22 protein-coding genes and 3 pseudogenes are annotated in these 24,311 nt (G+C 71.1%); 13 read left to right on the top strand and 12 right to left on the bottom strand.

What is annotated here, in order from left to right:
- Positions 1-152: 152 nt before the first annotated feature.
- Positions 153-1,121, bottom strand: coding sequence for a hypothetical protein (locus IEZ11_RS50905; protein WP_229713103.1), 969 nt, complete (start codon positions 1,119-1,121; stop codon positions 153-155).
- Here IEZ11_RS50905 and IEZ11_RS50900 point away from each other — a divergent pair.
- Genes IEZ11_RS50900 through IEZ11_RS17660 form a run of 3 tightly spaced genes read left to right on the top strand, consistent with a single transcriptional unit; the run spans position 1,024 to position 2,897 of the window.
- A complete protein-coding gene (locus IEZ11_RS50900; protein ID WP_308426482.1) occupies positions 1,024-1,464 on the top strand; it encodes a cytochrome P450 in 441 nt (146 codons plus the stop codon). The genes IEZ11_RS50905 and IEZ11_RS50900 overlap by 98 nt on opposite strands.
- A complete protein-coding gene (locus IEZ11_RS17665; RefSeq protein ID WP_189263719.1) occupies positions 1,461-2,066 on the top strand; it encodes an LLM class flavin-dependent oxidoreductase in 606 nt (201 codons plus the stop codon). Before IEZ11_RS50900 ends, IEZ11_RS17665 begins: the two co-directional genes overlap by 4 nt.
- Positions 2,067-2,114: 48 nt before the next feature.
- Entirely contained in the window at positions 2,115-2,897 is a 783-nt protein-coding gene (locus IEZ11_RS17660; protein WP_189263718.1) for a FadR/GntR family transcriptional regulator, read from the top strand.
- 27 nt (positions 2,898-2,924) lie between these two features.
- Here IEZ11_RS17660 and IEZ11_RS17655 read toward each other — a convergent pair whose 3' ends face one another.
- Complete coding sequence (locus tag IEZ11_RS17655) at positions 2,925-3,746, bottom strand: enoyl-CoA hydratase/isomerase family protein (protein WP_189263717.1); 822 nt, start codon at positions 3,744-3,746, stop codon at positions 2,925-2,927.
- A 31-nt stretch (positions 3,747-3,777) separates the two neighbouring features.
- Positions 3,778-4,164 carry a zinc-binding dehydrogenase gene (locus IEZ11_RS17650; protein WP_189263716.1) on the bottom strand — a complete coding sequence of 129 codons (387 nt, stop codon included), beginning with the start codon at positions 4,162-4,164 and terminating at the stop codon, positions 3,778-3,780.
- On the opposite strand from IEZ11_RS17650, the pseudogene IEZ11_RS50895 reads away from it, so the two are divergent.
- A pseudogene (locus tag IEZ11_RS50895) lies at positions 4,134-4,244 on the top strand (IS5/IS1182 family transposase); the annotation flags it as partial. The gene IEZ11_RS17650 and the pseudogene IEZ11_RS50895 sit on opposite strands and share 31 nt — an antisense overlap.
- A 159-nt stretch (positions 4,245-4,403) precedes the next feature.
- A complete protein-coding gene (locus tag IEZ11_RS17645; RefSeq protein ID WP_189263715.1) occupies positions 4,404-7,535 on the top strand; it encodes an AAA family ATPase in 3,132 nt (1,043 codons plus the stop codon).
- 934 nt (positions 7,536-8,469) lie between these two features.
- On the opposite strand, the gene IEZ11_RS17640 is transcribed toward IEZ11_RS17645, so the two are convergent.
- Positions 8,470-9,396: a DUF3592 domain-containing protein gene (locus IEZ11_RS17640; RefSeq protein ID WP_189263714.1), complete on the bottom strand. Its 927-nt coding sequence runs from the start codon at positions 9,394-9,396 to the stop codon at positions 8,470-8,472.
- Between the two features lie 577 nt (positions 9,397-9,973).
- Between IEZ11_RS17640 and IEZ11_RS50890 the strand changes: the two genes are divergently transcribed.
- Complete coding sequence (locus tag IEZ11_RS50890) at positions 9,974-10,315, top strand: SPDY domain-containing protein (protein ID WP_308426480.1); 342 nt, start codon at positions 9,974-9,976, stop codon at positions 10,313-10,315.
- A 177-nt stretch (positions 10,316-10,492) separates the two neighbouring features.
- Here IEZ11_RS50890 and IEZ11_RS17630 read toward each other — a convergent pair.
- Positions 10,493-10,819 (bottom strand): annotated as a pseudogene (locus IEZ11_RS17630) (DUF5655 domain-containing protein); the annotation flags it as partial.
- Between the two features lie 640 nt (positions 10,820-11,459).
- On the opposite strand from IEZ11_RS17630, the gene dhaK reads away from it, so the two are divergent.
- Genes dhaK through IEZ11_RS17615 form a run of 3 tightly spaced genes read left to right on the top strand, consistent with a single transcriptional unit; the run spans position 11,460 to position 13,506 of the window.
- Positions 11,460-12,452: a dihydroxyacetone kinase subunit DhaK gene (dhaK, locus tag IEZ11_RS17625; protein ID WP_189263713.1), complete on the top strand. Its 993-nt coding sequence runs from the start codon at positions 11,460-11,462 to the stop codon at positions 12,450-12,452.
- Between the two features lie 51 nt (positions 12,453-12,503).
- Positions 12,504-13,103: a dihydroxyacetone kinase subunit DhaL gene (gene dhaL / locus IEZ11_RS17620; RefSeq protein WP_189263712.1), complete on the top strand. Its 600-nt coding sequence runs from the start codon at positions 12,504-12,506 to the stop codon at positions 13,101-13,103.
- Positions 13,096-13,506 carry a PTS-dependent dihydroxyacetone kinase phosphotransferase subunit DhaM gene (locus IEZ11_RS17615; protein ID WP_189263711.1) on the top strand — a complete coding sequence of 137 codons (411 nt, stop codon included), beginning with the start codon at positions 13,096-13,098 and terminating at the stop codon, positions 13,504-13,506. Before dhaL ends, IEZ11_RS17615 begins: the two co-directional genes overlap by 8 nt.
- 63 nt (positions 13,507-13,569) lie before the next feature.
- Here IEZ11_RS17615 and IEZ11_RS17610 read toward each other — a convergent pair whose 3' ends face one another.
- Entirely contained in the window at positions 13,570-14,205 is a 636-nt protein-coding gene (locus IEZ11_RS17610) for a TetR/AcrR family transcriptional regulator (protein ID WP_189263710.1), read from the bottom strand.
- A 159-nt stretch (positions 14,206-14,364) separates the two neighbouring features.
- Between IEZ11_RS17610 and IEZ11_RS17605 the strand changes: the two genes are divergently transcribed.
- Positions 14,365-15,126 carry an SDR family NAD(P)-dependent oxidoreductase gene (locus IEZ11_RS17605; RefSeq protein ID WP_189263709.1) on the top strand — a complete coding sequence of 254 codons (762 nt, stop codon included), beginning with the start codon at positions 14,365-14,367 and terminating at the stop codon, positions 15,124-15,126.
- A 378-nt stretch (positions 15,127-15,504) separates the two neighbouring features.
- Here IEZ11_RS17605 and IEZ11_RS17600 read toward each other — a convergent pair whose 3' ends face one another.
- A complete protein-coding gene (locus IEZ11_RS17600) occupies positions 15,505-16,191 on the bottom strand; it encodes a glycoside hydrolase family 75 protein (protein ID WP_189263708.1) in 687 nt (228 codons plus the stop codon).
- Between the two features lie 394 nt (positions 16,192-16,585).
- Here IEZ11_RS17600 and IEZ11_RS17595 point away from each other — a divergent pair, with 394 nt between their 5' ends.
- Both IEZ11_RS17595 and IEZ11_RS17590 read left to right on the top strand, forming a co-directional pair.
- Positions 16,586-17,548: a fibronectin type III domain-containing protein gene (locus tag IEZ11_RS17595; RefSeq protein ID WP_189263707.1), complete on the top strand. Its 963-nt coding sequence runs from the start codon at positions 16,586-16,588 to the stop codon at positions 17,546-17,548.
- 166 nt (positions 17,549-17,714) lie between these two features.
- Positions 17,715-18,260 (top strand): hypothetical protein, encoded by a 546-nt coding sequence (locus IEZ11_RS17590; RefSeq protein WP_189263706.1) that lies wholly within the window; start codon positions 17,715-17,717, stop codon positions 18,258-18,260.
- An 18-nt stretch (positions 18,261-18,278) separates the two neighbouring features.
- On the opposite strand, the pseudogene IEZ11_RS52735 reads toward IEZ11_RS17590, so the two are convergent.
- Together IEZ11_RS52735 and IEZ11_RS17585 are read right to left on the bottom strand one after the other, a co-directional pair.
- Positions 18,279-18,434: pseudogene (locus IEZ11_RS52735) on the bottom strand (IS982 family transposase); the annotation flags it as partial.
- A 25-nt stretch (positions 18,435-18,459) separates the two neighbouring features.
- Positions 18,460-19,275: a helix-turn-helix transcriptional regulator gene (locus IEZ11_RS17585; RefSeq protein ID WP_229713099.1), complete on the bottom strand. Its 816-nt coding sequence runs from the start codon at positions 19,273-19,275 to the stop codon at positions 18,460-18,462.
- Here IEZ11_RS17585 and IEZ11_RS17580 point away from each other — a divergent pair.
- Positions 19,274-20,617, top strand: a complete 1,344-nt coding sequence (locus IEZ11_RS17580) for an MFS transporter (protein ID WP_189263705.1) — start codon at positions 19,274-19,276, stop codon at positions 20,615-20,617. The genes IEZ11_RS17585 and IEZ11_RS17580 overlap by 2 nt on opposite strands.
- 79 nt (positions 20,618-20,696) lie before the next feature.
- Here IEZ11_RS17580 and IEZ11_RS17575 read toward each other — a convergent pair whose 3' ends face one another.
- From IEZ11_RS17575 to IEZ11_RS17565, 3 genes are read right to left on the bottom strand one after another with little or no spacing between them, the layout of a single operon-like run.
- The gene (locus IEZ11_RS17575) at positions 20,697-21,611 is read right to left on the bottom strand and encodes an IS982 family transposase (RefSeq protein WP_189263704.1); all 915 of its coding nucleotides are present in this window, start codon (positions 21,609-21,611) and stop codon (positions 20,697-20,699) included.
- Positions 21,612-21,665: 54 nt separating this feature from the next.
- On the bottom strand, positions 21,666-22,211 hold the full coding sequence (locus IEZ11_RS17570) for a PadR family transcriptional regulator (RefSeq protein WP_189263703.1): 546 nt from the start codon (positions 22,209-22,211) through the stop codon (positions 21,666-21,668).
- 22 nt (positions 22,212-22,233) lie between these two features.
- On the bottom strand, positions 22,234-24,249 hold the full coding sequence (locus IEZ11_RS17565; RefSeq protein WP_189263702.1) for an NADPH-dependent 2,4-dienoyl-CoA reductase: 2,016 nt from the start codon (positions 24,247-24,249) through the stop codon (positions 22,234-22,236).
- Positions 24,250-24,311 lie beyond the last annotated feature (62 nt).

The raw sequence follows: 24,311 nt of genomic DNA, 5'->3' as shown, positions 1-24,311 counted from the left end.
TTTCCCGCCCGGCGTGCGGGCGATCCCCGTGGCCGTCGGGACGGAGGGCGCCGAGAACGCTTCGGACGGGGGACGCCAGAGGGGCTGCGGAGGGAGAAATCTCCCCTGCCGGGAGCGATGTCCCGCGCCGACTCCGCGGCACAGCACTGAGGTCACCTCGTGCGACGAGCCGCCGTCCGAAGTCCGGCACCGCCGTTCGGACCGACGCCCTGGAGAACGCCATGACCACCACCGGAGTCCCGGAAGCCACCGCCCCCGTCATACCGGACGACATCGCCCGGCAGGTCGTCCTGCCCGAGGGGCACCGCGACGACGTGCCGCTCTTCGCCGCCTACCGGTGGCTGCGCGAGCACAACCCCCTCGGCCAGGTCCGGGTCGAGGGCTACGACCCCGTCTGGCTCGTGAGCAGGCACGCCGACATCATGGAGATCGAGCGGCAGCCCGACATCTTCACCAGCGGCGGCGCCGACCCGGGTTCGCACAACCCGATCCTGCAGAACCAGGCCGGAGACGCCTTCACCAGGTCGCTGCTCGGCGGCAGTCTGCGCATCCTGGACGCCGTCACCTACCTCGACCCCCCGGAGCACACCGCCGTCCGGGGTATCGCCGCGGACTGGTTCCGGCCCGCGAACCTGAAGAAGTGGGAGGAGACCGTCCGGGGGCTGGCCCGCGAGGCCATCGGGAAACGGCTGCACAGCGGGCCCAATGACCTGGACTTCGTCCAGGACTTCGCGCTCTTCTTCCCGCTGCACGTCGTCATGAGCCTGTTCGGGGTGCCCGAGCACGACGAGCCCCGGATGATGGCGCTCACCCAGGACTTCTTCGGCACTGCCGACCCCGACAGCCAGCGCGCCGACGTGGAACCGCTCAGTCCGGAGGCCGCCGCCCAGCAGTGGTCGGCCACCATCGCCGACTTCTACCGGTACTTCGACGTCCTGGTGGAGGACCGGCGGAAGAACCCCCGCGACGACCTCGCGACGATCATCGCACTCGCCCGCACGGAGGACGGCGAGCGCTACCCCACTGGCCCTGCGCCCCGAGGTCCTCGCCCAGGTCCAGGAGAACCCGAAACTCATCCCGGGCCTGGTCAACGAGGGACTGCGCTGGTCCTCGCCGGTCAAGCAGTTCACCCGGCGGGCGACCCAGGACTACACGCTGCGCGGCCGGCGCCTGCGCGAGGGCGACCGCTTCATGCTCCTCCACCAGTCCGGCAACCGGGACGCCGACATCTTCGACGACCCGGACGCCTTCCGGATCGACCGGCGGCCGAACAAGCAGATCGCGTTCGGCTACGGACCGCACATGTGCATCGGACAGCACCTGGCCAAGCTCGAACTCCGCGTCATGTTCGAGGAGTTGCTATCGCAGATCCGGAGTATCGAGATCACCGGGGAGCGCCGCGTGGTCCAGACGAACTTCGTCGGCGGTCTGCGGAAGCTGCCCGTTCGCCTGGAACTTGCGTGACCGGCCCGGCCCCCGGCGTCCGAGGACGCGTGGTGATCGTCGGCGGCGGCCACGCGGGGGCCACCCTGGCGGGCCTGCTCCGCCGGGGCGGACACCAGGGCGAGGTCCTCCTGCTCGGCGACGAGACGGACTTCCCGTATCAACGGCCCCCGCTCTCCAAGGGGGTCGTCATCTGCGCGATCGCCGACGACACGGCGACAGCCCGGCGGGAGGCGGCCGCCCAGATCGCGTTCTACGTCGCGCCCAAGGCCTACGGCCCGGTCATGGAGGCCTCCGGATTCGGGGCCGAGGCAGCCGCTGTCCAGGCCGCGTTCCGCGCGGGAGACCATCAGTCGATGATCGCGGCGGTCTCCGACAAGATGCTGGACCGGATGGCCGTGGCCGGCACCGTCGACGAGGTCCGTGACGCCCTGCCCGTCATCGAGCGCCGCTACGACCACGCTGCGCTGTACTCGCCGAGTTTCACGGTGCCTCCCGAGCGGGTCGCGGAGAACACCGAGGCGATCATCGAGACGTTCGGCCGCCGCGACCCGCTCTCGTCACCACGCAGCCGTGACACAATCGCGAGCAGGGTTCAAAACCTCCATAGGTCAGACCGTTAGATCAGGCCCGTGGAACAGCGACCGCGACCGAGAGGGACCAGGAGAGCCATGCCTGAGGCAGCAGCCGCCGGACGCGCATCCGGAGGCAGGCAGTCCGTGATCCAGCTCGCGCCCGTGACGGTCCCCAAGGCCTCGGACGTGCTCGCCGCGGAACTGCGGGAACGCATCCTGAGCAGCGAGTTCACCGAGGGCGCGGCGCTGCCCCCGGAGCGCGAACTCGTGGTCCAGACCCAGATGAGCCGGGCCACGGTCCGCGAAGCCCTGCGCATCCTCGAAGTGCAGGGCCTGGTCAGGATCAAGATCGGCCGCGGCGGCGGCGCCTTCGTGCAGCTTCCGGGCAAGGACTCCGTCGCCAGTTCGGTGAACCTCCTCATCCGCGGCCGGAAGATCAGGCTGTCCTCGCTGCTGGAGACCCGGGAGGCGATCGAGCCCTACTGCGCCCGGCTCGCCGCCGTGCACCGGACGGACGACGATCTCGCCGTGCTGGACGCCGCCAACAGGACCATCGCCGACGAGGGCAGCACCATGGCCGGGTTCCTCCAGGCCAACGTGGACTGGCACGTGGCCGTCGCGACGGCCGGCCACAACGAGTTGCTCGCCGGTCTGATGACGGCCCTGTCCCGGGCCATCTACACCGCCACCGAGAACGAGCGGTTCGTGAACACCGAGGTGCGCCGGGTGGCCGCGCGCGCCCACCGCTCCATCACCGACGCGATCCGCGCGCAGGACCCGGAGGCGGCGGCCCGCCGGATGACCCGCCACGTGCACGGGTACGCGGACGCAGCCCTCAAGGCCGACGAGCGCACGGAGATCACCGTCGACGACCGGTGACCTCGCCGGGACGGCCGCCCGGCGGGGTCACCGCATCCGCCACCGCGGTGCACGTTTCTCCCTGAACGCCCGCACGCCCTCCGCCAGGTCGTCGGTCGTGAAGGCCAGGGCGAGCCGGACCTGGAGGGCGTCGAGCGCCTGGTCGAGGGCGAGGTCGCGGGTGGCGTTGATGGCGTCCTTGCCCAGTCTCATCAGGAGCGGCGACCTCCCGGCGATCCGGTGCGCCCAGGAGACCACGGTCTCCTCGAACTCGGCGTCGGAGAACACCTTGTTGACGAAGCCGAGGGCCTCGGCCTCTTCGGCGGTGACCAGGTCGCCGAGCATCATCAGTTCGTTGGCCTTCATCCGGTCGACGTTGCGGTAGACGAGCCCGGAGATCATGAAGGGAAACGCGCCGACGTTGATCTCGGGGCAGCCGAAGCGGGCCGACTCCCGGGCGATGACGAGATCGCAGGCGAGCGCCGGCCCGAACGCGCCGGCGAGCACGTCTCCGCCCGCCGCGCAGATGACGGGTCTGCCCAGCGCGCCGATCAGCCGGTAGAGGCGGGGGAAACGGTCGAGCCCGGCGTACTTGGCGATCGGGGGCCGGTCCTCGGCGAACGCCTTGAGATCGCCTCCGGAGGAGAACACCCGCTCGTGCGAGGAACCGAGGACGACGACGCGCACGGCCTCGTCCCGACCCGCGCCTTCCAGGGCGTCGAGGAGTTCGTCGAGCATCGCGTCGCCGAGGGCGTCGCGGGTGTGCGGGTCGTCCAGGGTGAGGAAGGCGGCGCCCTCCGCGTCCACCGCGTCCACCGCGTCCACCGCGTCCACCGCGTCCACCGCGTAGCGGACGAGCGTGCCGGTCATGCGAGGTCTCCTTCCGCCACCGGGTCCTGGGTCAGGACGACCTTCCCGAACCGCCGCCCCCTTCGAGGTAGGCGTGCGCCTCGGCGGCGCGGGCCAGCGGGAACGTCCTGTCGATCACGGGCGGCGCGACGTCGTGCCGGTCCATGAGGGCCAGCAGCCCGCGGAAGTCACGGAGACTGCCCATCGTCGTGCCGAGCAGGTCGTACTGCCCGAAGTAGAACCGCCGTACGTCGAGCGGCACCTGCTCGCCCGCCGAGGCGCCCAGGACCACCAGCCGGCCGCCCGGTCTCAGCGCGCGCAGCGATTCCGGCCAGCGTCCGACCGGGTCCAGCACCACGTCGAAGCCGCGCCCGCCGGGCGAGAGCCGCCGGGCCGACTCCGGCCATTCGGGGCCGCCTGTTGCGGGCCTACGCCGCACTGCCCGGAACCGGCAACGACATCAAGGCGGCCCGCACTCACCGCATCATCGACGCCTTGGCCGAGGCCGGCCTGACCTGCGAGAGCAACTGGCATACAGGGGGCAAAAGTTCACCAAACACCTCCGGTGGATCCTGGACACCGGACGTCGTGCTCGCAGGCCTCGTGGTCCCCCGGTAGGGTTCTGCCCAGACGTTGATGATCAGTATTGGTACGACGACATGCCGTCACGTCTTCTCGGTGGTCGGCGTTCTGGGCTGGCTGTGGGGGCGTGTGATGACCTTCGGTGAGAAGTTGCGGGATCTGCGCCGGGCTTCAGGGCTCACACAGGAGGAGCTCGCCCAGGCCGCCGGGCTGACGGCCAGGTCGATCAGGGATCTGGAGCGGGGCCGTCGGCAGCGGCCGCAGCGCCGCACGCTGGAGCTGCTGGTGACGGCGTTGGGACTGACCGACGCCGACGCGCTGCTTGCCGCCGACCGTCCTGGTCGGCAGGGCGGTCCTCCAGCCGATGACGGCGCCACCGAATCGGGTCTGCTCGATCGTCGCCGTCAACTGGCGGTACTTGACCGCGCGGCCGGTGAGGCCCGGACCGGTCGGGGTGCGGTGGTGCTGGTGCGGGCGGGCGCGGGGATGGGGAAGACCTCCCTGGTGAACGCCTGGGCGGAGGCCGAGCAGCCGCGTGGGATCAGGGTGGTGCGGGGCAGCGGGGCGGAGCTGGAGCAGGACTTCGCCTTCTCGGTACTGCGGCAGCTGGCCGAGCCGCTGCTGGCCCGTGCCGGTCGGGCCGGGCGGGAGCGGCTGCTCTCGGGCCCGGCGGAGCCGGCGTCGCACGCCCTGCGGGTGGCTGGACTCGGTGACGCCGGAGGCCTGTCGTCGGAGGCGTCTCAGGGCCTGCTGCACAGCCTGTACTGGCTGATGGTGCATGTCACGGACGACGGGCCGATCGCTCTGGTGGTCGACGACGCGCACTGGGCGGACGGCCCGTCCGTACGGTGGCTGGAGTACCTGGCGCGACGGCTGCGCGGTCTGCCGTTGCTGCTGGTGCTGACGGCACGGCCGGACAGCGGGACCGGGGCCGAATCGCTGCTGGAGCGGATCGCCGCCCAGCCGCACTGCGTGCGGGTCGGGTTGCCGGCGCTGGGCGTCGACAGCGTGGCGGGGCTGGTGCGGGCGAGTCTGGGCCAGGACGCCGAACCGCGGTTCGTCGTCGCCTGCGCCGAGGCGACCCAGGGCAACCCCCTGCTGCTGCGGGAGTTGCTCCGCACCCTTGCCGACAAGGGTGTCAGGCCCGTCGATGACCGAGCACGACTGGTCGAGGAGTTCCGCGGCCGGATCCTGGCGGACACCGTGGTCAAGCGGCTGACCGGCCAGCCCGAGCCGACCCGGCGGCTGGCCGAGGCCCTGATGGTGCTGGGGGACGGAACCGACTGGCATCTGGCGGCCGAACTGTCGGAGCTGGGCGAGGCGCAGGCCCGTGAGCACGGGCGCCGGTTGCGGCGGATCGGTGTGCTGGCACCTGGTGAGCCGGTGCGGTTCGATCATCCCCTGGTCCGTGCTGCGATCGCCGAGAGCGTCGTCGGACCGGTGGGGCTGGCCGCCGGACACGCGCGGGCGGCCGAACTGCTGCGGCGCGAGGGGGCGGCCGGTGATCTGGTGGCCGCCCACCTGCTGCTGGCCGAACCGAGCGGTGAGCCCTGGCGGGTCGAAGCCCTGCGGCAGGCGGCGCGGGCCACACGTGGCCGAGGCGCCCCGGAGGTCACCGCGGCCTATCTGCGCCGTGCCCTGCGGGAGCCGATGTCCGGCAAAGAACGCGGCCCACTGCTGCTGGAGTTGGGCGGCGACGAGTTGCAACTCGATGTCGGTGCCGCGCGGCATCATCTGACGCAGGCATCCGCGGTGTTGACGGACCCGTACTCCCGCGCTCAGGCGGCCTATCTGCTCGCCAACGCGCTGTTCCTCGGGCATGAGCACGCGGATGCCGTCGAGGTGCTCGCCCGCGCGGTGGAGGACCTGCGGCAGGCCGACGACGGCACCGGGGCGGCCCGTGAGGTGTCGTGGTTTCTGCAGGCCCAGATGCTCCTGATCGGCTATGACCAGCTGTCCACTCTCCCCGCGGCCCGGCAACTCGCCGACCGGCTGTGGGATTACAAGCTGGCCGGTGACACCCCGGGTGAGTGCGCGGTCCTGGCCGCGTTGGCCGCCTCGGCCGTCGCCGGGGATGCCGACGCCGAGGTCGCCAACAGCCTTCTGGACCGGGCTCTGCGCGGCGGGTTGGCAGCCATGGACCAGTCGCAGATGCTCGTGAGTCTGGCCGGGACGGTCTTCCTGACCACGGACCGTCTCGACGACGCGGCCGCCCGGTTCGAGCAGATCGCCGACATCGGTGCGCGGTGGGGCGTGTTCCTCATGGTGTCGACGGCGATGATATGGCAGCTGAGGGTCCGCGCGCGCCGCGGCCAACAGCTGGCGCTCACGGCCGACTTCGGACATCCCGCCGTCACGGACGGCGAGGGCCTGGAGCCGCGGGCACGGCTGGCGCTGATGGCCCAGGTGGGCGAATCGCTGATCGAGCGGGGCGACCTGGCCTCGGCCGCACGGCTGCTGGTGCCGGACGCCGGCACCGACCGGGGCGGCTGGGTGTGGCAGGGACCGATGCTCCTCGCACGCAGCCGTGTGTACGCCGCGCGGGGCAATCGGGCCGCCGCCCTCACGGTCCTGCTGGAGTACGGTGCGCAGGAGAAGCGGACGCGGGTCACGAACCTGACCGGGGCGCCCTGGCGGTCGCGGGCGGCGCTGCTGCACCTGGCGCTCGGACAGCGGACCGACGCGCTTCAACTGGCCACCGAGGAACTGGAGCTGGCCCACCGCTGGGGCACCGAGCGGGTGATCGGCCTGGCGTCGCGCTGCCTGGGGGTCGTCATGGGCGGCCCCGAAGGGGAGGCCCTCCTGCGCGAGGCCACCGCCACACTGGAGCGGTCTCCGGCCCGCCTGGAACTGGCCCGGGCCCGGTACGAGCTGGGCGTCGCGCTGTCGCGCAGAGGAGAGACCCACCAGAGCGGCCAGGTTCTCACCCAGGCGCTGGACCTCGCCGATGCCTGCGGCAGTCTCCTCCTGTCCGGCCGGGTACGCCGGGCGCTGACCGAACTGGGGGTGCGCCCGAGAGCCGCGCCGGCAGTCGCCCCGAGCCTGTCGCTGACCGAGCACCGGGTGCTGGAGCTGGTAGGCGCCGACTACAGCGACCGTCAGGTCGCCCAGGCCCTGCTGCTGACTACGCAGGACGTGACCGGCCTGGTGGAGCGAGTGGGCCGCAAGCTGGGGGTGACCAACCGGTCGGAACTGCTACGCCTGGCGGGAGCCGGCCACGCCCGGTAGGTACCGCGGGGCTCGAGAGCGGGCTTCCCGCCACACCCCGGTCGGCTTGCCCAGGACCTGGATGTCACGGTCGCCGGGCCGGACGGTGTCGGGCATGGCCGGGACGGCGTCCGTATGGGCTCCGCCCGGCCGTTCGCGGAACTCCCCCACAAGGCCGCCGCCACCGCGACCTCAAGGACACCCCCGGCCCCAACCAGTCCGTCCCCACCTGCACGAACATCGTCCGTACCGATCAGCAAGCCGCTGGCCTCCAGCACCGCGCCACCGCACTCGGTCAGCGGGCACCCCACGTACCCGGCCCGCTCGGCGAGCGGCTGCACGGCAATGCCGAACGCCTGCGCGACCTCGCCGACGCCCACCACCGCACCCGCATCACCCTCCAGGACGGAGCCGCATGAGCCCCGCACCCGACGAACGCGACCGCATCCGCGCGGCCATGGACCGCATCCTGCAAGAGACGCCGCCACCAGTTGACCGTGGAGAACCGGCAACTGCGTGGAGCGCTGTCCCAACCCGGAGTCGCTGTAAGGGCATTGCCGTCCCGGCCTCGCCCCGACCGGAGCCCGTGACTACCTCAAGGGCCTCCTGAGAGATCGTGGTAGGCCCGAAAAGCCGCCTGTTGTCGATCTTGTGGTTCGGTCCGATGGCGTCCGTCGCCCATTCGGCCGAAGGCCGTCGGTGGTGATGCCGACTGTCATGTGGGCCCGGGGTAGGACTGTGAGCCGCGCCTGTCAGCTGCGAGACGACGTGGTCGCTCGTGTACCGAGTGACCGACGCGAGTGAGCGGGACCAGAGCAACCGTGACGACGCCGACCATCCACACCCGGGACCAGAACAGGTGAGATCCTCGGTGCCCAGCCCGGCTGCGCCGAGCTGGCATCCGGTGCACCAGACCTCCTCTCTCGCCCGGTGCCTCGGACTGCTGGACGTACGTTCAACCTGAGTGATGTGGCAGCGGAACTCCCGTGACGGTGATCGAGCCGTTCAATGCCAGATCTTGGGAGAAGACATGAGTCCACGCGACCTTCAGGCTCCGCGCCGATGTCGGGACGGCCTGATCCAGCGTCAGCGTGTCGGAGACGGTGCCGCCGGCCGGCACGCTGATCGGTGCGAGCGGGTGTGCTGTGTAGGAGTTGCCTTGACCATCGGTCGCGGTGAAGTTGGAAAAGATCGGCAGGGTCACCGATGCGGCGGCGCCGTCGTGCGCGCTGACCGTCAGACTGACGTTCCCGCCGACGTTGACGACCTTGACGACGGTCACGGTCAGGGCGCCGTCGGCGGCGGACCACGCGCCGGTGGCCGTCGCGGCGGGGAGCGGTGTGGGGGACGTCGTCCGGCTCCCGGTCCCGGAACCGGCCGCCTGGCCGAGCCCCTGGGCGATGGACGGTGGTGTGGGCGGCTGGTCGTCGCTCTGCAACTCCCCGGCGATGCGCCCGCCCATGGAGGCGAAGCCGACCAGGAAGATGTTCAAGAAGACCAGGCCCGCCAGCATGGGCACGGTGCCCTGCTTGGCGCCGCGTTGGTCCACCACGCAGCGCATCGGGTTCCCCGCGCTGTAGCGGATCTTGACCGGATCGCCGGGGATCAGGAGTTTGTCGACCGCGCTGCGCATCGGTGAGGCGGTGATCAGCTCACCGGTCTGCGTGGTGAAGCGCACCACCGGGCGAATCGTGGTGGAGGAGGAGCTCAACCGCGTGGCCGTGTCGACGTGATGGGTCACCGTGATGTTGATCCGCACGACCTCGCCGGTCGTGGGCACGCCGCTGTTCAGCAGCTGACTCCGGCGTGCCCACCACAAGAAGGCGCCGATATCGACGGCCAGCAGGCCGGCTAGCGGCAATAGCACGAATAGCAACCACATAACTGCCCCTCAACGTCAATCCCTCGAATCGTCAGGAGTCTTACCCTGCGCCGATTCCTGGCGTCAACTTCGGTCCTACAGCCGTGGTCACCCTTTGATTTGCGCGTTCCGACCGAAATATGCGCAAGGATCCCGCAGTCTGATCGCGACCGGTGGCGCGTAACCAGGAGCTTGGGGCCCGCGCTCTTGGTTTGTTCCGGTAAAACTTCCGGTATTCCTTCCGGTTCTTCTTCCTGGCGTCCCTGTCCGCATCGATGTTTTGCTGTACGCGGTGACTCTGCTGCGCAATTCCGAACGGTCTCCCCAGCCGGATTCTGCTGAACGGCCGAATTGAGTAGCAGAGTCGACGCTGGCGCCAAAACTCCCTCACACCCCCTGCCGTCAACACCGGTGGCCCCAGCCCGGATTGCAACACGCAGAACTTGACAGGGAACGGACCCGGTCGGATGACACGACCCACGCCATCCACGATTCGCAGATCCTGCGCATCGAACGCGTCCGGTTGGGGCACCGCCATCGGCGCCCCGGTTGACGAGAAGAAGGTCACCACAGCCACCCAGCCGCTCTCCGACGCCGGATGGAAGCACACCGCGGACGGGCGATGGTTCCGCCGGACGTCCCCCGACGAGGACGCCTGCGTCCAGTTCGACGTTTTCACCGCACAGCACCCGAATCAGGACCTGGCCACCTGGCCACCTGGCCCGTCTGGGCCGGACCCGGTCCGGACCGGCCCACCTGGGCCATCACCGCGTCCCCGCACACCCCGCGTTGGCTGCCGACCGACCTCTCCGAATCCCTCGCCCACGAGACCGGCACGCGCCAGGCCCAGCCGGGCCGCGAGCACAAGACCCGCCTCGCCGCCAGTACGCCGGCAGCTCCGGCGGTCACGGCCGGCCGGCCCGTCAGCCGTTCACGCTGATCATCGGCCCACAGGAGCGGGGCAACATGGCGCGGGATCGCCGGTTGGCCGAACCGGCGATCCCGCGGACCATGGACAGTCCACCGCCACCCCCTGCCCGACCGTCGAAAGGCCCCGCGCACGACCGCAGACACAGCACGAAGCGCAGCCCGCCACGAGACGGGCGGCGGCATCCGATCACGCCGCCGCATAGCTCGCCCAGAACAGATCCTGCGCTCGTTCCAGGCCTCTCGGCGTACGGATCTGCACCTCCAGATCGCCCGTCCCACGGTGACCGAGCCCGGACACGTCCCGGGTGAAGCCCGGAACGAGGTCGACGTCCTTCGGGTCGGCCTTCAGGTAGACCAGCAGCTGGGTGCGCTGCGGCGGGCACAGGCAGGCGAAGTTCCGCAGCCGCTGATGGGCCCGGTAACTCGTGCGCTCAACCCGGTTCACGCCGTCACCGAGCCCGAGCAGAACCTCGTCGACCGTGCCCGCCAACTCCATCATCGCCGCGCCCTGGAAGGATTTCGTCGCAACCCTCGGCAGCAACCGCCTGTGATCATCGGACTCACCGTGGGCCAGAGAGGGTCCCAGCAGCATCGCCGCAGGTCAGTTCCACCAGGTAGGCGGCTTCAAGAAGATCTCTTCGTCCTCCCGGCTTCGCGTATCACGCCCCGCCCTGAGCGAGCCCCTCTCCGACTCCCGCCTCGCCCAGTTCACGACCAAGATCCGGACCGTATACGGGCCAGAGCCCAGCACCCCTGCTTCAAGGCCCGCATTCGCACTGGTCAGAGCCATGCACGTCGTGTGTACCACCAGCAGACGAAGAACCTGCCGGCGGGCGTCGCTTGCGCCGTTCCCCGGCATGACCGGCGAACGAGCAAACACCCCAAGCCCCGCACGTGCGCTTCCCTGGCCCGCCCAGGTGACCTTCGCGCGCGCAAGGTCGATACTGCGCTCAGGAGAACTACGCCGCTCACGGTCACGGCCCCCACGTACAGCTGACGAACAGTCACCAAAGTCGGCATTGAGTCAGCATCAGCCTCGCTGCAACCCGCTCCGGACCGCCACGGGGCGCCAGGATCAAGAACCGGCGAAACCTGCCCTGATCTGCAAAGAAGCAGGTCAGAGACTAGTCTGGTAACGTTACTTGGAGGACCGTATGAAGATGCTGATCAACGTTCCGGAGACCGTGGTGGCGGACGCGCTGCGGGGTATGGCAGCAGCTCATCCCGACCTCACCGTGGACGTGGCGAACCGGGTGATCGTACGGCGGGACGCCCCCGTCGCCGGGCAGGTCGCGCTGGTCTCGGGCGGCGGTTCCGGGCACGAGCCGCTGCACGGCGGATTCGTGGGTCCCGGAATGCTGACGGCCGCCTGTCCGGGCGAGGTGTTCACTTCCCCGGTCCCGGACCAGATGGCACGGGCCGCCGCCGCCGTGGACAGCGGGGCCGGCGTGCTGTTCATCGTGAAGAACTACACCGGCGACGTGCTCAACTTCGACATGGCCGCCGAACTCGCCGAGGACGAGGGCATCCAGGTCGCGAAGGTGCTCGTCAACGACGACGTCGCCGTCACCGACAGTCTCTACACCGCGGGCCGGCGTGGCACCGGCGCCACCCTGTTCGTCGAGAAGATCGCCGGCGCGGCCGCCGCCGAGGGCCAGCCGTTGGAGCGGGTGGAGGCGGTCGCGCGCCAGGTGAACGAGAACTCCCGTAGCTTCGGTGTCGCGCTGAGCGCCGTCACCACCCCGGCCAAGGGCACCCCGACCTTCGATCTGCCGCCCGGCGAACTGGAGTTGGGCATCGGCATCCACGGCGAACCGGGCCGGGAGCGGCGGCCCATGATGACCTCCGGCGAGATCGCCGACTTCGCGGTCAACGCCGTCCTGGAGGACCTGCCCCCGCGCAACCCGGTCCTCGTCCTGGTCAACGGCATGGGCGCGACCCCGCTTCTCGAACTGTACGGCTTCAACGCCGAGGTCCGGCGGGTGCTCGCCGAGCGCGGTGTCACCGTGGCCCGCACGCTGGTCGGCAACTACGTCACCTCCCTGGACATGGCCGGCGCCTCGGTCACGCTCTGCCAGGTCGACGAGGAGTTGCTGCGGCTGTGGGACGCGCCGGTGAGGACACCGGCCCTGCGCTGGGGGATGTGAGCGAGAGAGCCGACACCGACCCGCGTCCGTACCGCAACGCAAGGAGATCCAGTGCTCGACGCCGACTTCTTCCGCCGCTGGATGGCGGCGACCGCCGCATCCGTCGACCGCGAGGCGGAGCGGCTCACCGCCCTCGACTCCCCCATCGGGGACGCCGACCACGGCAGCAACCTCCAGCGCGGGTTCAAGGCGGTGGTGGCCGTGCTGGAGAAGGACGCGCCCGCCACCCCGGGTGCCGTGCTGACGCTCGCCGGGCGTCAGCTGATATCCACGGTCGGCGGCGCCTCCGGGCCGCTGTACGGCACACTGCTGCGCAGCACCGGAAAGGCGCTGGGCGACGCGGCCGAGGTGAGTGAGGCGCAGTTCGCCGAGGCGCTGCGGGCGGGGGTGGACAAGGTCATGGCGCTGGGCGGGGCCGCACCCGGGGACAAGACGATGATCGACGCGCTGGTGCCGGCCGTCGACGCGCTCGGCGAGGGCTTCGGTGCGGCACGGGCCGCCGCCGAGCAGGGCGCCGAGGCCACGATCCCGTTGCAGGCCCGCAAGGGCCGGGCGAGCTATCTGGGCGAGCGCAGCATCGGCCACCAGGACCCGGGCGCCACCTCGTCGGCGCTGCTGGTCGCGGGACTCGCGGAGGCGGCCGGTGAGTGACGACAAGCTGGTCGGGATCGTGCTGGTGTCGCACAGCGCGCAGGTCGCGGCGGCCGTCGCGGAGCTGGCCAAGGGGCTGGCGGGCGGTGCGACGGCGGTGCCGGTCGCCCCGGCGGGCGGCACCGAGGGCGGTGGGCTCGGCACCAGCGCCGAACTGATCGCCGCCGCTGCCGCGGCCGTGGACCGGGGCGCGGGCGTCGCCGTCCTCACCGACCTGGGCAGCGCGGTCCTCACCGTGAAGGCGCTGCTCGCCGAGGGCGACGAACTCCCGGCCGGCAGCCGCCTGATCGACGCCCCGTTCGTCGAGGGCGCGGTCGCCGCGGTGGTCACGGCGGCGACCGGGGCCGACCTCGACGCGGTGCAGGCGGCGGCCGCCGACGCGTACACCTACCGCAAGGTCTGAGCACCGGCCAGTGCCCCGGCAGGCAGCGTTTGCCCGACGGGGCGAACGTCGCCTGTTGGGGCACTAGGACAGTCCGGCCGCCACGACCGCGAGGGCCGAGCGCAGGGTCGCCCGGAACTCGGCCTCCGCCGTGGCGGCGTCCGCCGTCTCGTCGGCGACCCGCCAGACGTGGTACTCGGCGGCCGCGCGCAGGGCTCCGTTGAGCGCGGCCGCCTGGATGGCGGGCCGCAGATCGTCGGCGGGCAGCCCGGCGCGTTCGGCGAGGGCGCGGGCGAACACCGGCTCGGCCTCGTCGTAGGACTGCAGCCACTCCGCGCGCAGGCCCGGTTCGCTGCGGGTCAGCCGGATCAGGGCGCTCATGGTGGCCTGGTCCGGGCTGTGCACCAGGCTGCTGTCCAGTACGGCGCTCCCGAGCGCGTCCCCCAGGGAGCGGCCGGGGCGCCATGAGCGCAGGCCGTCGGCGACGGCTTCGATGCCGGCCGCGAACAGCGGCCGTACGCAGGCTTCCTTGCTCGGGAAGTAGCGCCACACCGTGCGTGCCGAGATCCCGACCGCCCGGCCGATCTGCTCGCCCGTGGTGGCGGCCACCCCCTGGGCGACGAACAGGGCCACCGCGACGCGGGCGATCTCCAGTCTGGTCTCGGCCTTGCGCTCCTCGGTCAGGGGCGGGCGTCCCGTGCGTCCCGCTGCTGCGGTCATCTGCTCCTCCGGTTCCGGCGACTGGTGATCGGAATTCTCCCCGAGGAGTCGCGCTGCGGATAATTCCCATCACGACTTCATGTCACTAAGAGACATTAAGTCGTATGGTGTGTCCGTCACGGGCGCGGGCGCCCTCGAACCACCTGATGGGAGCACCACATGGCCAGCGGACTCGAAGGACGCGTCGTCATCGTCACCGGCGCGGGATCGGGGATCGGGCGGGCCGCGGCCCTGGCCTTCGCCCAGGAGGGTGCCCGGGTCGTGGTCGCCGACCTCAACGCCGAGAGCGCGGCGGCGACGGTCCAGGAGATCGAGAAGGCGGACGGTACGGCCGTGGCGGTCACCGGTGACCTCGGCGAGCAGTCCGTGGTCGACCAGGTGGCCGCGACCGCCGTGGAGCGGTTCGGCGGGGTGGACGTCCTGGTGAACAACGCCGGGATCATGGACCGGATGTCGGCGCTGGGCGAGGTGAGCGACGCGGAGTGGGACCGGGTGATACGGGTCAACCTCACCGCGCCCTTCCTGCTCACCCGCGCGGTGCTGCCGCACATGCTGACGGCCGGCCGGGGTGCGATCGTCAACACCGCCTCCGAGGCAGGCCTGCGCGGCAGCGCGGCGGGCGCGGCCTACACGGCCTCCAAGCACGGCGTCGTCGGCCTGACGAAGTCGCTGGCGGTGATGTACCGCAACCAGGGCATCCGGGCCAACGCGATCGCCCCTGGTGGTACCCGGACCGGGATCCAGATCGACCTGGCGGACGGTGCGCACGGGCCGGCCGCGCTGGGCCCGTACTTCGGCAACGTGGGCCAGGTCTCCGAGCCGGAGGAGCAGGCGGCGGTGATCGTCTTCCTGGCCTCGGACGCGGCGAGCAACATCAACGGCGCGATCCTGCCCGTGGACAACGGCTGGGCGGCCGTCTGAGCCGGCTCGCCCCAGGACGGCGCGGTGCGGTGCGCGTGCATCGCGCCTCCGCCGTGCCGCTCGACTCCCGAGCGCGGCCGGGGGGATTCGTCGGCGCTCCCGACGAGGGTCTGGTGTCCCGGGTTTCCCTGCGGTTCCCGGACTCCGGGACACGGGGGCTCTCGCATCGGCCGGGCGAATCCGCCACCTCGCCCGGCCGTCGAGCGGAGCGTGCGAGCGGCCGGCCGCGGCCGGGAAGGGGGCGGTCGCGGCCGGGAAGGGGGCGGCGCCCGGAGAGGGATCTCCCCGGGCCGGTCCCGGACAGGCCGTCCGCGGCGGACGGACGACTTGGCCGCCCGGGTCGCCTCCCGGGCTCCACAGGCCGCGGAACGCGGCCGGTCAGTCGATCCCGGTGAAGAGTGCCGCCAGCCGCTCCCCCTCCGCCTCGGCCGCCGCCTGGTCCTCGATGGGCTTGATCGCCGAGTCCTTGAAGACGATGTACGTGACGCCGGTGGGGATTCCGCCCACCCGCGGGTCGGGGTTCACGCCCAGCGCCTTCGCGGTGGCGTACGAGGCCTCGCCGATGATGTCGCGTGGTCCGGTGTCGCCGACGACGGCGTACTGCACGCGGTCCTTGTAGATCACCGCGGCGACCGCGCCGCCCCGGACGCCGGACGCCCGGTGGTTCCAGCGGCCACTGGGGCCGGGGACGACGACGTAGGGCAGCCGCTCGGCGTTGAGCTGGCGGCCGTTGGACTGCTGGAAGGCGGTGGCGGCGGAGAACGACGGGTCGGCGCCGTGGTTGCAGTGGGCGGTCACCTGACCGTCGCAGTCGATGTCGAGGTCGGCCTTCCAGAAGACGGCCTGCGGGGTGCCGCACACGGGGACGGTGGCGGCGGTACCGGCGTCGGAGCGGTAGCGGCCCTTGGAGACCTGATCGCAGTCCTGCACCCGGGCCAGCAGGTCGTCGGCGGTGATCCGGTGCCGGTCACCGGAGGCCGCGTACGAGACGGCGGGGACGGGCAGGGTGGCCGGGGCGAGCAGGGCGGCGCCGGCCGCGGCCAGCGTCAGCGACTGGACACGCACGATGAGGGACCCTTTTCGTGGGGGACATGGAGTCACCCGGAACAATGTGGTGCGACTGCGGCGGCCGGGCCAGCACATGGGGACCGTACAGGGCCGTTCGGAGCAACGAAACTGACACTTCGTGAGCGGCCGCCGAGGGCCGGGGCGTTGAGCCGGTGTCGGCCCAGACCGCCCCGGCCGCCCGTGCCGGCGCGGGATCAGCGACGACAGCGTTCCGCGCCAAGGGCACGAACTCCCCTGTTCTCCAGGGAAGTTCGACCGCAGGACGCTCAGCATACGTAACTCTCCCCGGTCGTCTCCCATACGGCCCTCTTGATGTCCGTATCCCGGGCAGGCCATATTGGTCCGGTTGGTCCGGACCAATGCCGTGCTGCCGTCCCGGGAAGGCGGAACCGTGCGCCGAGTCGCCGTCGTGGTCTGCGTCCCGCTGTTGGTGACCTCCTGTGGCTGGGGCGGGGCCGCCGACGGCGACAGCGGCCGGCTGCCCGGTGCCCCGACAGGGGTCACCGCGGCGGCCGGGAGCGCCACCAGCGTGCACGTCATGTGGAACGCGCTGCCGGACGGTGCCGCGATCCATGGCTACGAGGTGTATCGCGGCACCACGAAGGTCGGGGAAGTGCCTGGGTCCGAGCACATGGTGGACGTCACCAGGCTCAGGCCGGGCACGGTGTACGCGTTCACCGTGCGGGCCCGCGGCGGGGACGGCAGCCTCGGGCCGCGCAGCCGTGCGGTGCGGGCGACCACACCGGCGATGGTGACGGCGGACCGCTCGGCGCCGACCCGTCCGGCACGGCCGGCCGGGCGGGCCGTGGGCAGCCGTGCGGTGCAGCTGTCCTGGGGCGCCTCGACGGACGACCGGGCCGTGGTGTCGTACGACATCTGGCAGGGCGGGGCCAAGATCCACAGTGTGGGCGGGAACCAGACCGCGACCGTGGTCACGGGACTGCGGCCGGGCACCCGCTATGTCTTCACCGTCCGGGCCAGGGACGCGGCCGACAATCTCTCGCCCGCGAGCCACGCGGTGCGGCTCACCACGCCGGGCAGCGGCGACGGCCGGGACACCGCGCCGACCGCGTTCACCGCGCGGACCCACCAGGAGAGCGGGGCCTGCTACCTGGATCTGGCATGGGATCCGCCGCCGGTGGACGGTGTGGTCACGGAGTACCGGATCCGGCTCGACAGCGGGACGACCACCTCCCTGGTGTGGGGAGGCACCCCGCCGAAGGGCCGCTCGACCTATAGCTTCTATGTGGGCCGCGACCATGGGGTCGTACACCATGTGCGACTCCGGGCGCGGCTGCCGGACGGTACCTGGGGCGGCTGGTCGGCGGATCGGACCGTGACCACGGGGACCTGACGCGCATCCGGGCCTGGGCCGGACGGGGAAGAAGTCACCTGCCCGGCCGCCCTCCGGGTGCGGGACACGCCGGGGCCCCTTTCGCTGAACCCGAGGCAGCACGGGCGATTCCCGACCCTCGGCGGCGCAAGGGACGTTCCGCCACCGTGCCGCCGGAGGACAGCCCATGCGCACTAGACGACTTCTCCTCCGCTCCGGTATCGCCCTGGCGACCGCCGCCGCGTTCCCGGCCTGGTTCGCCGGCCCGTCCGCCGCACTCTCGGGCATCTCGGTGAGCACCATCGGCACCACGGTCTCGGTGGTCACCAGCGCCTGCACCCAGAGCAACGGCAGCTGGGGCAACGCCTCGCTGCTCAACAGCGGTCAGACCGCCTTCGCCCAGGGGCGGCAGGTGGCCCTGGCGGGCACCACCGTGAGCCAGTCGGCGGCCTGGTCGGGGGTGTCGGCGGGCACCTACACGGTGGTCGTCGTCTGCTCCAACGGCGGTACGGCGGGCACCCAGACGGTGATCGTGTCCGGAACCAACGCGGCGCCGACCACCTCCTCCACCACCAGGTCGGCCGCGCCCTCCCGGGGCGTGATGGGCGGCCTGGGCGGTGCCGCCCGCGACTACGGTCCGCTCACGCTGGGCGTCGGCGCGGCGCTGGTCGGCTCGGGCGTCATCGCCACGGGCTGGTACCTGCGCAAGCGCTCGAAGCCGTACCGGCTCTAGACGATCGATTCCAAGGGGTCAGTGGTCACAGGCGGTCAGTGAGCGCAGGACGGGCTGTCCGGTGTGATCGTTGTGCCAGATCGCGGCGGTTACTGCGAGGATTCGCTGCATGACGCGGGCGATGACACCGCCGGGCGTGCGCCCTCGGTGCTGTTCGAGGTCGAGCTGGCGTTTGACTCACGAAGCCTGGCTCGGGAATTCACCCACCGGGTGCGATGCGATAGGTTCCCGGTGTCTGGCCCATGGTGCGGCTGAACGTGTCGATGAACGCACTGGTCGTGGCCCATCCGCACTGGCGTCCCGTTTCACTGACGCTTACTCCTTCCGCCAGCAGCACCATGGCGTGAAACACCCGGACGTTGGTCCTCCATTGCGGATAGGTCATGCCGAACTCGCTCCTGAACAGCCGGGCCAGGGTGCGCTCGCTCACGCCGATGCTCCGTGCGAGCCAGGCGGCAGTCCGCGGCTGCCGCAGATCGCCGGTCACCAGCGCGCACGCCTGCCGCAGCAGGGAGTTGTCGGGGGTGGGCAGCGTCAATGGCTCCACGAGGGCTCGCCGCAGCCGGTCCCGCAGGACGGCGCGCAGGTGGCGTGCCTCCTGCTGCGGGAGGGACGGTTCACTGCACGCGATGATCAGTTCGCGCACCAGGGTGTCCACGGCCACAACGACCGGCGCCCGGGACCTCAGCAGGACGTCGTGGGCGGGGAAGCCGAGCGTGTGCACGGAACTGTGCCCGTGCACCCGGTGCTGATGCCAGATGCCCGCCGGAATCCACACGGCGCGCGCCCTGGACGCCACCCAGGATGCCTCGCCCGTCTGTACCGCCAGCACACCGGCGCTGACGTAGAGAAGCTGGTGATAGCCATGCTGGTGGCGGCCGATGACCTCACCCGCGAGGTGGGCATGCGTGGTGTCCCTGGGCTCCGCCGCCTCTTCCGTCTGGCTGTTTTCCGACATATGACGGCAGAATAACGGAAGCGGTAAACCGCGCGGTCCTGCCAGCGTGGTGACCATGCCCACGACATCCCGCACTCCGCGCGATCTTCCTCCCACGGCCCCGCCCGCACTGAAGGCCCGGCTGGCCTCCAGTCTGCGCGGTATCGCCCTCGACACCCGCCCGCTGGCGCACCCTGTCTTCCGTCGCCTGCTGATCGGGCAGGGCGCGGCATACATCGGGACCATGGTCACCAGCGTCACTATCCCGGTACAGGTGTACGCGCTGACGCGGTCGTCGCTGTTCGTGGGGCTGACGGGGCTGGCCGGCCTCGTACCGCTCGTGGTCTTCGGCCTGTACGGCGGCGCCATCGCCGACCGGTTCGACCGCCGTACGCTCTACCTGGCATCGGCCTGCCTCACCTGGGCGATCACACTCGCCCTGCTGTTCCAGGCGCTCGCCGATCTGCGCTCGGTGCCCCTCATCCTCGCCCTCGTCGCTGTCCAGGCCGGCGCCTTCGCCGTGTCGTCCGCCGCCCGGGGCGCGATCATTCCCCGTATCGTTCCCACCCCGTTGGTAGCCGCCGCGAACACGCTCTACTTCACCGCCGGCAATGTCGGGCAGGTCGCCGGGCCCCTTGTGGCGGGCCTCCTGATCTCGCTGCCGAACGGCTACTGCTGGGCCTACGGCGCCGACGCCGTGCTGTTCTCCGTGCTGCTGTACTCGGCCGTCAACCTGCCCCCGATCCTGCCCACCGGCTCGGGGGTCCGGACCGGTGGGCTGCGCTCGGTCGTCGACGGGCTGCGGTTCATCGCTGCCGCCCCCGTGCTGTGGATGTCCTTCGCGGTCGACATCGCGGCGATGACGTTGGCCATGCCGACCGCCCTGTTCCCGGAAGCGACACAGGTGCGCTTCGGCGGAGGAGTGGGACTGTTGTACTCGGCGATCGCCATCGGGTCGGTCGTAGCGGGGCTGTTCAGCGGATGGATCGGACGCGTGCGCCGCCAAGGCCGGGCGCTGGCGATCGCCGTCACCGCCTGGGCGGCGGCCATCGCCCTCGCGGGCACCGTCCACCACCTCCTCGCGGCCGCGGCCCTGTTGGCCGCTGCCGGAGCTGCGGACCTTGTCAGCGCGGTCTACCGCGAGACGATTCTGCAAACCTACGCACCTGACGCCATGCGTGGCCGTCTGCAAGGCGTCTTCACCGTCGTCGTCGCCGGCGGTCCGCGCCTCGGAGACCTACGTGCTGGCGCCATGGCCTCCGCCACCGGTCTCGGTGTCGCGTGGACAGGCAGTTCGCTGCTCTGCATGATCGTCGTCATCGCCGGCACACTGCTTGTCCGACCGTTCTGGCGCTACACCGCCACCCTGGCACAGCCGCCATCCGCACCGACGCGTCCCGAAGCCGCACACCAGCCATAGAACTGGCGCCTCACGGCCGTCTCTCGTTCGTTCACCCGGAGATCCAAACAAAACAGCCAGGATGATCGGCCCCAGGGGGTCAGTGGTCATAGGCGGTCAGTGAACGCAAGACAGGCTGTCCAGTGTGGTCGTTGTGCCAGATCGCTGCGGCCAGCGCGAGGATGCGCTCCATGACGCGGGCGACGACACCGCCGGGCGTGCGCCCTCGGTGCTGTTCGAGATCGAGTTGGCCCTCGAAGGTCTCGTTGACCGACTCGATGACCTGGCGCAACGGTTTGAACAGCGAAGCTCCGGGCCGTTCCGGCTCGCCCTTGCGGGCCGGCCGCAGCAGCCGAATGTCCCGTTCGTAGAGCTCTTCTTCGAAGCCTCGGCCGAAGTAGTTCTTGTCGCCGATCAGCGTCTGGACAGGACGCGCGGCGACGAGGCCCGGTTCGGCGGAGAGGAGGTCCAGCAGAGTCTCGCGCTCGTCGGCCTTGGCCCCGGTCAGGGCGAACGCGACGGGCAAGCCCTGGAGGGTGCACACCAGGTGCAGCCGCAAGCTCCAGAAGAATCGGCTGTGACTGGCGCAGTACCCGTACTCGGCCCATCCGGCCAGGTCAGAACGCTTGACGGTCTCGCGTGAACGACCGCATTCCACCGGCGTGGAGTCCACGATCCACACGTCGTCGCTCCACACCGAGGTGTCCGTGGCCAGGAGCCGGGTGACCCGGCGCAGCAGTTCGGCGGCCTTGCGCAGCCGCTTGTTGTAGCCGGGCTGCTTGGGCAGGTATGGGAAAAGATATCGCAGGTGGGAGCGTGCGTGGCGGAGCCATCTGGCCTCGGAGGTGAAGCCGAGCATGGCCTGCATCATCGCCAGCGTGACCAGCTCGGCGTCGGTGAGCTGCGGGGCGATCCCCACAGTCGGCCGCCATGGCGCGAGACTCGGAGACTCCTTCAGCAGGTCGTCGGTCTTCACACAGAGTGCGATCGCAAGGGTGTCCAACTCTGTCTTCACACACTGACGTTGGACGCCCTCGTCCCATGAGCGCAGCCGATCCCTTGGAATTGATCATCTAGGGCCGGGAAGTTCGCCGAGTTCGTCCAGGGCGTGGGTGAGCCACTGGGTCCAGAAGGTCTCCAGGTCGATGCCGGCCCGCAGTACCAGGTGCCGCAGCCGGTCCTCGGGGGCGTCCTTGCCCGGTGGGAAGTCGCGGCGCTGGATCTCCTGGTACTCGGCCAACTGCCGCCGGTGCAGCTCCAGATGGCGGTGCAGGTCGGCTTCGAGGCCGTCGGTGCCGACGACCGCGGCGGCGCGCAGCCGCAGCAGGAGCACGTCCCGCTGCGGCCTGGGGTCCTGGGCGGCGGCGGTCCAGCGGGCCAGTTCGGCGCGGCCCGCGGGCAGGACCTCGTAGCTCTTCTTCTGCCCGCGGGCCGGCTGCTCGGCCGGCAACGTGCGGATGTAGCCCTCGGCCTCCAGTTTTCCGAGCTCGCGATAGATCTGCTGGTGCGTGGCCGACCAGAAGTAGCCGATCGACCTGTCGAACCTGCGGGTCAGCTCAAGCCCCGACGACGGTCTTTCGAGCAGGGCGGTGAGGATCGCGTGCGGGAGTGACATGGGCTCATCCTAGGGACGGCCGCTACAGGGCGGCCGCGAGCTCGGTGCCCTGCTTGACGGCCCGCTTGGCGTCCAGTTCGGCGGCGACGTCGGCACCGCCGATGAGGTGCGCGCTGCACCCGGCGGCGACGAGTTCCTCGTACAGGCCCCGGCGCGGCTCCTGCCCGGTGCACAGCACGACGGTGTCGACCTCCAGGACGGTGCTCTCGCCGTCGACGGTGATGTGCAGTCCGGCGTCGTCGATCAGGTCGTACCGCACGCCCGGGACCATGGTGACGCCGCGGTGCTTGAGTTCGGTGCGGTGGATCCAGCCGGTGGTCTTGCCGAGTCCGGCGCCGACCTTGGCGGTCTTGCGCTGGAGCAGGTGGACGGTGCGCGGCGGCGCCGGGCGCTCGGGGGCGGCCAGACCGCCGGGGCCCCGGTAGTCCAGGTCGACGCCCCAGTGCCGGAAGTACGTCGCCGGGTCCTCGCTCGCCTTCTCGCCGCCGTCGGTGAGGTACTCGGCGACGTCGAAGCCGATGCCGCCGGCGCCGAGGATCGCGACCCGGTCGCCGACGGGGGCGCCGTCGCGCAGCACGTCGAGGTAGCCGAGGACGCGGGGGTGGTCGATGCCGGGGATGTCGGGCGTGCGCGGGGTGACGCCGGTGGCGACGACGACCTCGTCGTAGCCGGTGACGTCGGTGGGCTCGACCATGGTGTTCAGGCGTACGTCCACGCCGTGGGCGTCGAGCTGGTGGCGGAAGTAGCGCAGGGTCTCGTCGAACTCCTGCTTGCCGGGGACCTTGCGGGCCACGTTGAGCTGGCCGCCGATCTCGCCCGCCGCGTCGAACAGGGTGACCTGGTGGCCGCGTTCGGCCGCGGACACCGCGCAGGCGAGGCCGGCCGGTCCCGCGCCGACCACCGCGACGCGCTTCTTCAGCCGGGTCGGGGCGAGGACCAGCTCGGTCTCGTGGCAGGCGCGCGGGTTGACCAGGCAGGAGGTGATCTTCCCGCCGAAGGTGTGGTCGAGGCAGGCCTGGTTGCAGCCGATGCAGGTGTTGATGGCCTCGGGCGTGCCGGCCGCGGCCTTGTTGACGAAGTCGGGGTCGGCGAGCATCGGGCGGGCCATGGAGACCATGTCGGCGAAGCCCTCGGCGAGCAACTCCTCTGCGACTTCCGGGGTGTTGATGCGGTTGGTGGTGACCAGCGGGACGGACACCGCGCCCATCAGCTTCTTGGTGACCCAGGTGTAGGCGCCGCGCGGGACCGAGGTGGCGATGGTCGGGATGCGGGCCTCGTGCCAGCCGATGCCGGTGTTGATGATGGTCGCCCCGGCGGCCTCGACGGCCCGCGCGAGGGTGATCACCTCGTCGAGGGAGGAGCCGCCGGGGACCAGGTCCAGCATGGACAGGCGGTAGACGATGATGAAGTCGTCGCCGACGGCCTGCCGTACCCGGCGGACGATCTCGACGGGGAACCGCGTCCGGTTCTCGTACGAGCCGCCCCAGCGGTCGGTTCGCCGGTTGGTCGGGGCGGCGATGAACTCGTTGATCAGGTAGCCCTCGGAGCCCATGATCTCGACGCCGTCGTAGCCGGCCTGCCGGGCGAGCCGGGCCGCGCGGACGTAGTCCTCGATGGTGCGCTCGACGTCCGCGTCGGTCAGCTCACGGGGCGGGAAGGGGCTGATCGGGGCCTGGAGGGGGCTCGGGGCGACCAGGTCGCGGTGGTAGGCGTACCGGCCGAAGTGCAGGATCTGCATCGCGATCCGGCCGCCCTCGCGGTGCACCGCCTCGGTGACGGTCCGGTGCCGCTCGGCCTCCTCCTCGGTGGTCAGCTTGGCGCCGCCCTCGTAGGGGCGGCCCTCGTCGTTGGGGGCGATGCCGCCGGTGACGATCAGCCCCACTCCCCCGCGGGCCCGGGCGGCGTAGAACTCCGCCATCCGTTCGAAGCCGCGCTCGGCCTCCTCCAGGCCCACGTGCATGGAGCCCATGAGCACGCGGTTGGGCAGTGTGGTGAAGCCCAGGTCGAGGGGTTGCAGCAGGTGCGGGTAACGGCTCATCGGGCCCTCCGTGCGCGGTGTCGTCACCGTAGTTCTAGAGGACCGCGCACAGATTGTGCAAC

It is taken from the genome of Streptomyces fuscichromogenes, assembly GCF_014645815.1.
In the GTDB taxonomy this organism is placed as follows: domain Bacteria; phylum Actinomycetota; class Actinomycetes; order Streptomycetales; family Streptomycetaceae; genus Streptomyces; species Streptomyces fuscichromogenes.
Note: the sequence above shows the minus strand (reverse complement) of the source record. Positions and strands in the feature narration are given on the sequence as shown.

Coding starts and splice junctions, on each gene's coding strand:
- IEZ11_RS50890 (WP_308426480.1), top strand. CDS start 9,974: ATGGAAGCACACCGCGGACGGGCGATGGTTCCGCCGGACGTCCCCCGA.
- IEZ11_RS17570 (WP_189263703.1), bottom strand. CDS start 22,211: ATGTCACTCCCGCACGCGATCCTCACCGCCCTGCTCGAAAGACCGTCG.
- IEZ11_RS17590 (WP_189263706.1), top strand. CDS start 17,715: ATGCGCACTAGACGACTTCTCCTCCGCTCCGGTATCGCCCTGGCGACC.
- IEZ11_RS17640 (WP_189263714.1), bottom strand. CDS start 9,396: ATGTGGTTGCTATTCGTGCTATTGCCGCTAGCCGGCCTGCTGGCCGTC.
- IEZ11_RS17610 (WP_189263710.1), bottom strand. CDS start 14,205: ATGACCGCAGCAGCGGGACGCACGGGACGCCCGCCCCTGACCGAGGAG.
- IEZ11_RS17580 (WP_189263705.1), top strand. CDS start 19,274: ATGCCCACGACATCCCGCACTCCGCGCGATCTTCCTCCCACGGCCCCG.
- dhaK (WP_189263713.1), top strand. CDS start 11,460: ATGAAGATGCTGATCAACGTTCCGGAGACCGTGGTGGCGGACGCGCTG.
- IEZ11_RS17605 (WP_189263709.1), top strand. CDS start 14,365: ATGGCCAGCGGACTCGAAGGACGCGTCGTCATCGTCACCGGCGCGGGA.
- IEZ11_RS17655 (WP_189263717.1), bottom strand. CDS start 3,746: ATGACCGGCACGCTCGTCCGCTACGCGGTGGACGCGGTGGACGCGGTG.
- IEZ11_RS17660 (WP_189263718.1), top strand. CDS start 2,115: ATGCCTGAGGCAGCAGCCGCCGGACGCGCATCCGGAGGCAGGCAGTCC.
- IEZ11_RS17585 (WP_229713099.1), bottom strand. CDS start 19,275: ATGGTCACCACGCTGGCAGGACCGCGCGGTTTACCGCTTCCGTTATTC.
- IEZ11_RS17565 (WP_189263702.1), bottom strand. CDS start 24,249: ATGAGCCGTTACCCGCACCTGCTGCAACCCCTCGACCTGGGCTTCACC.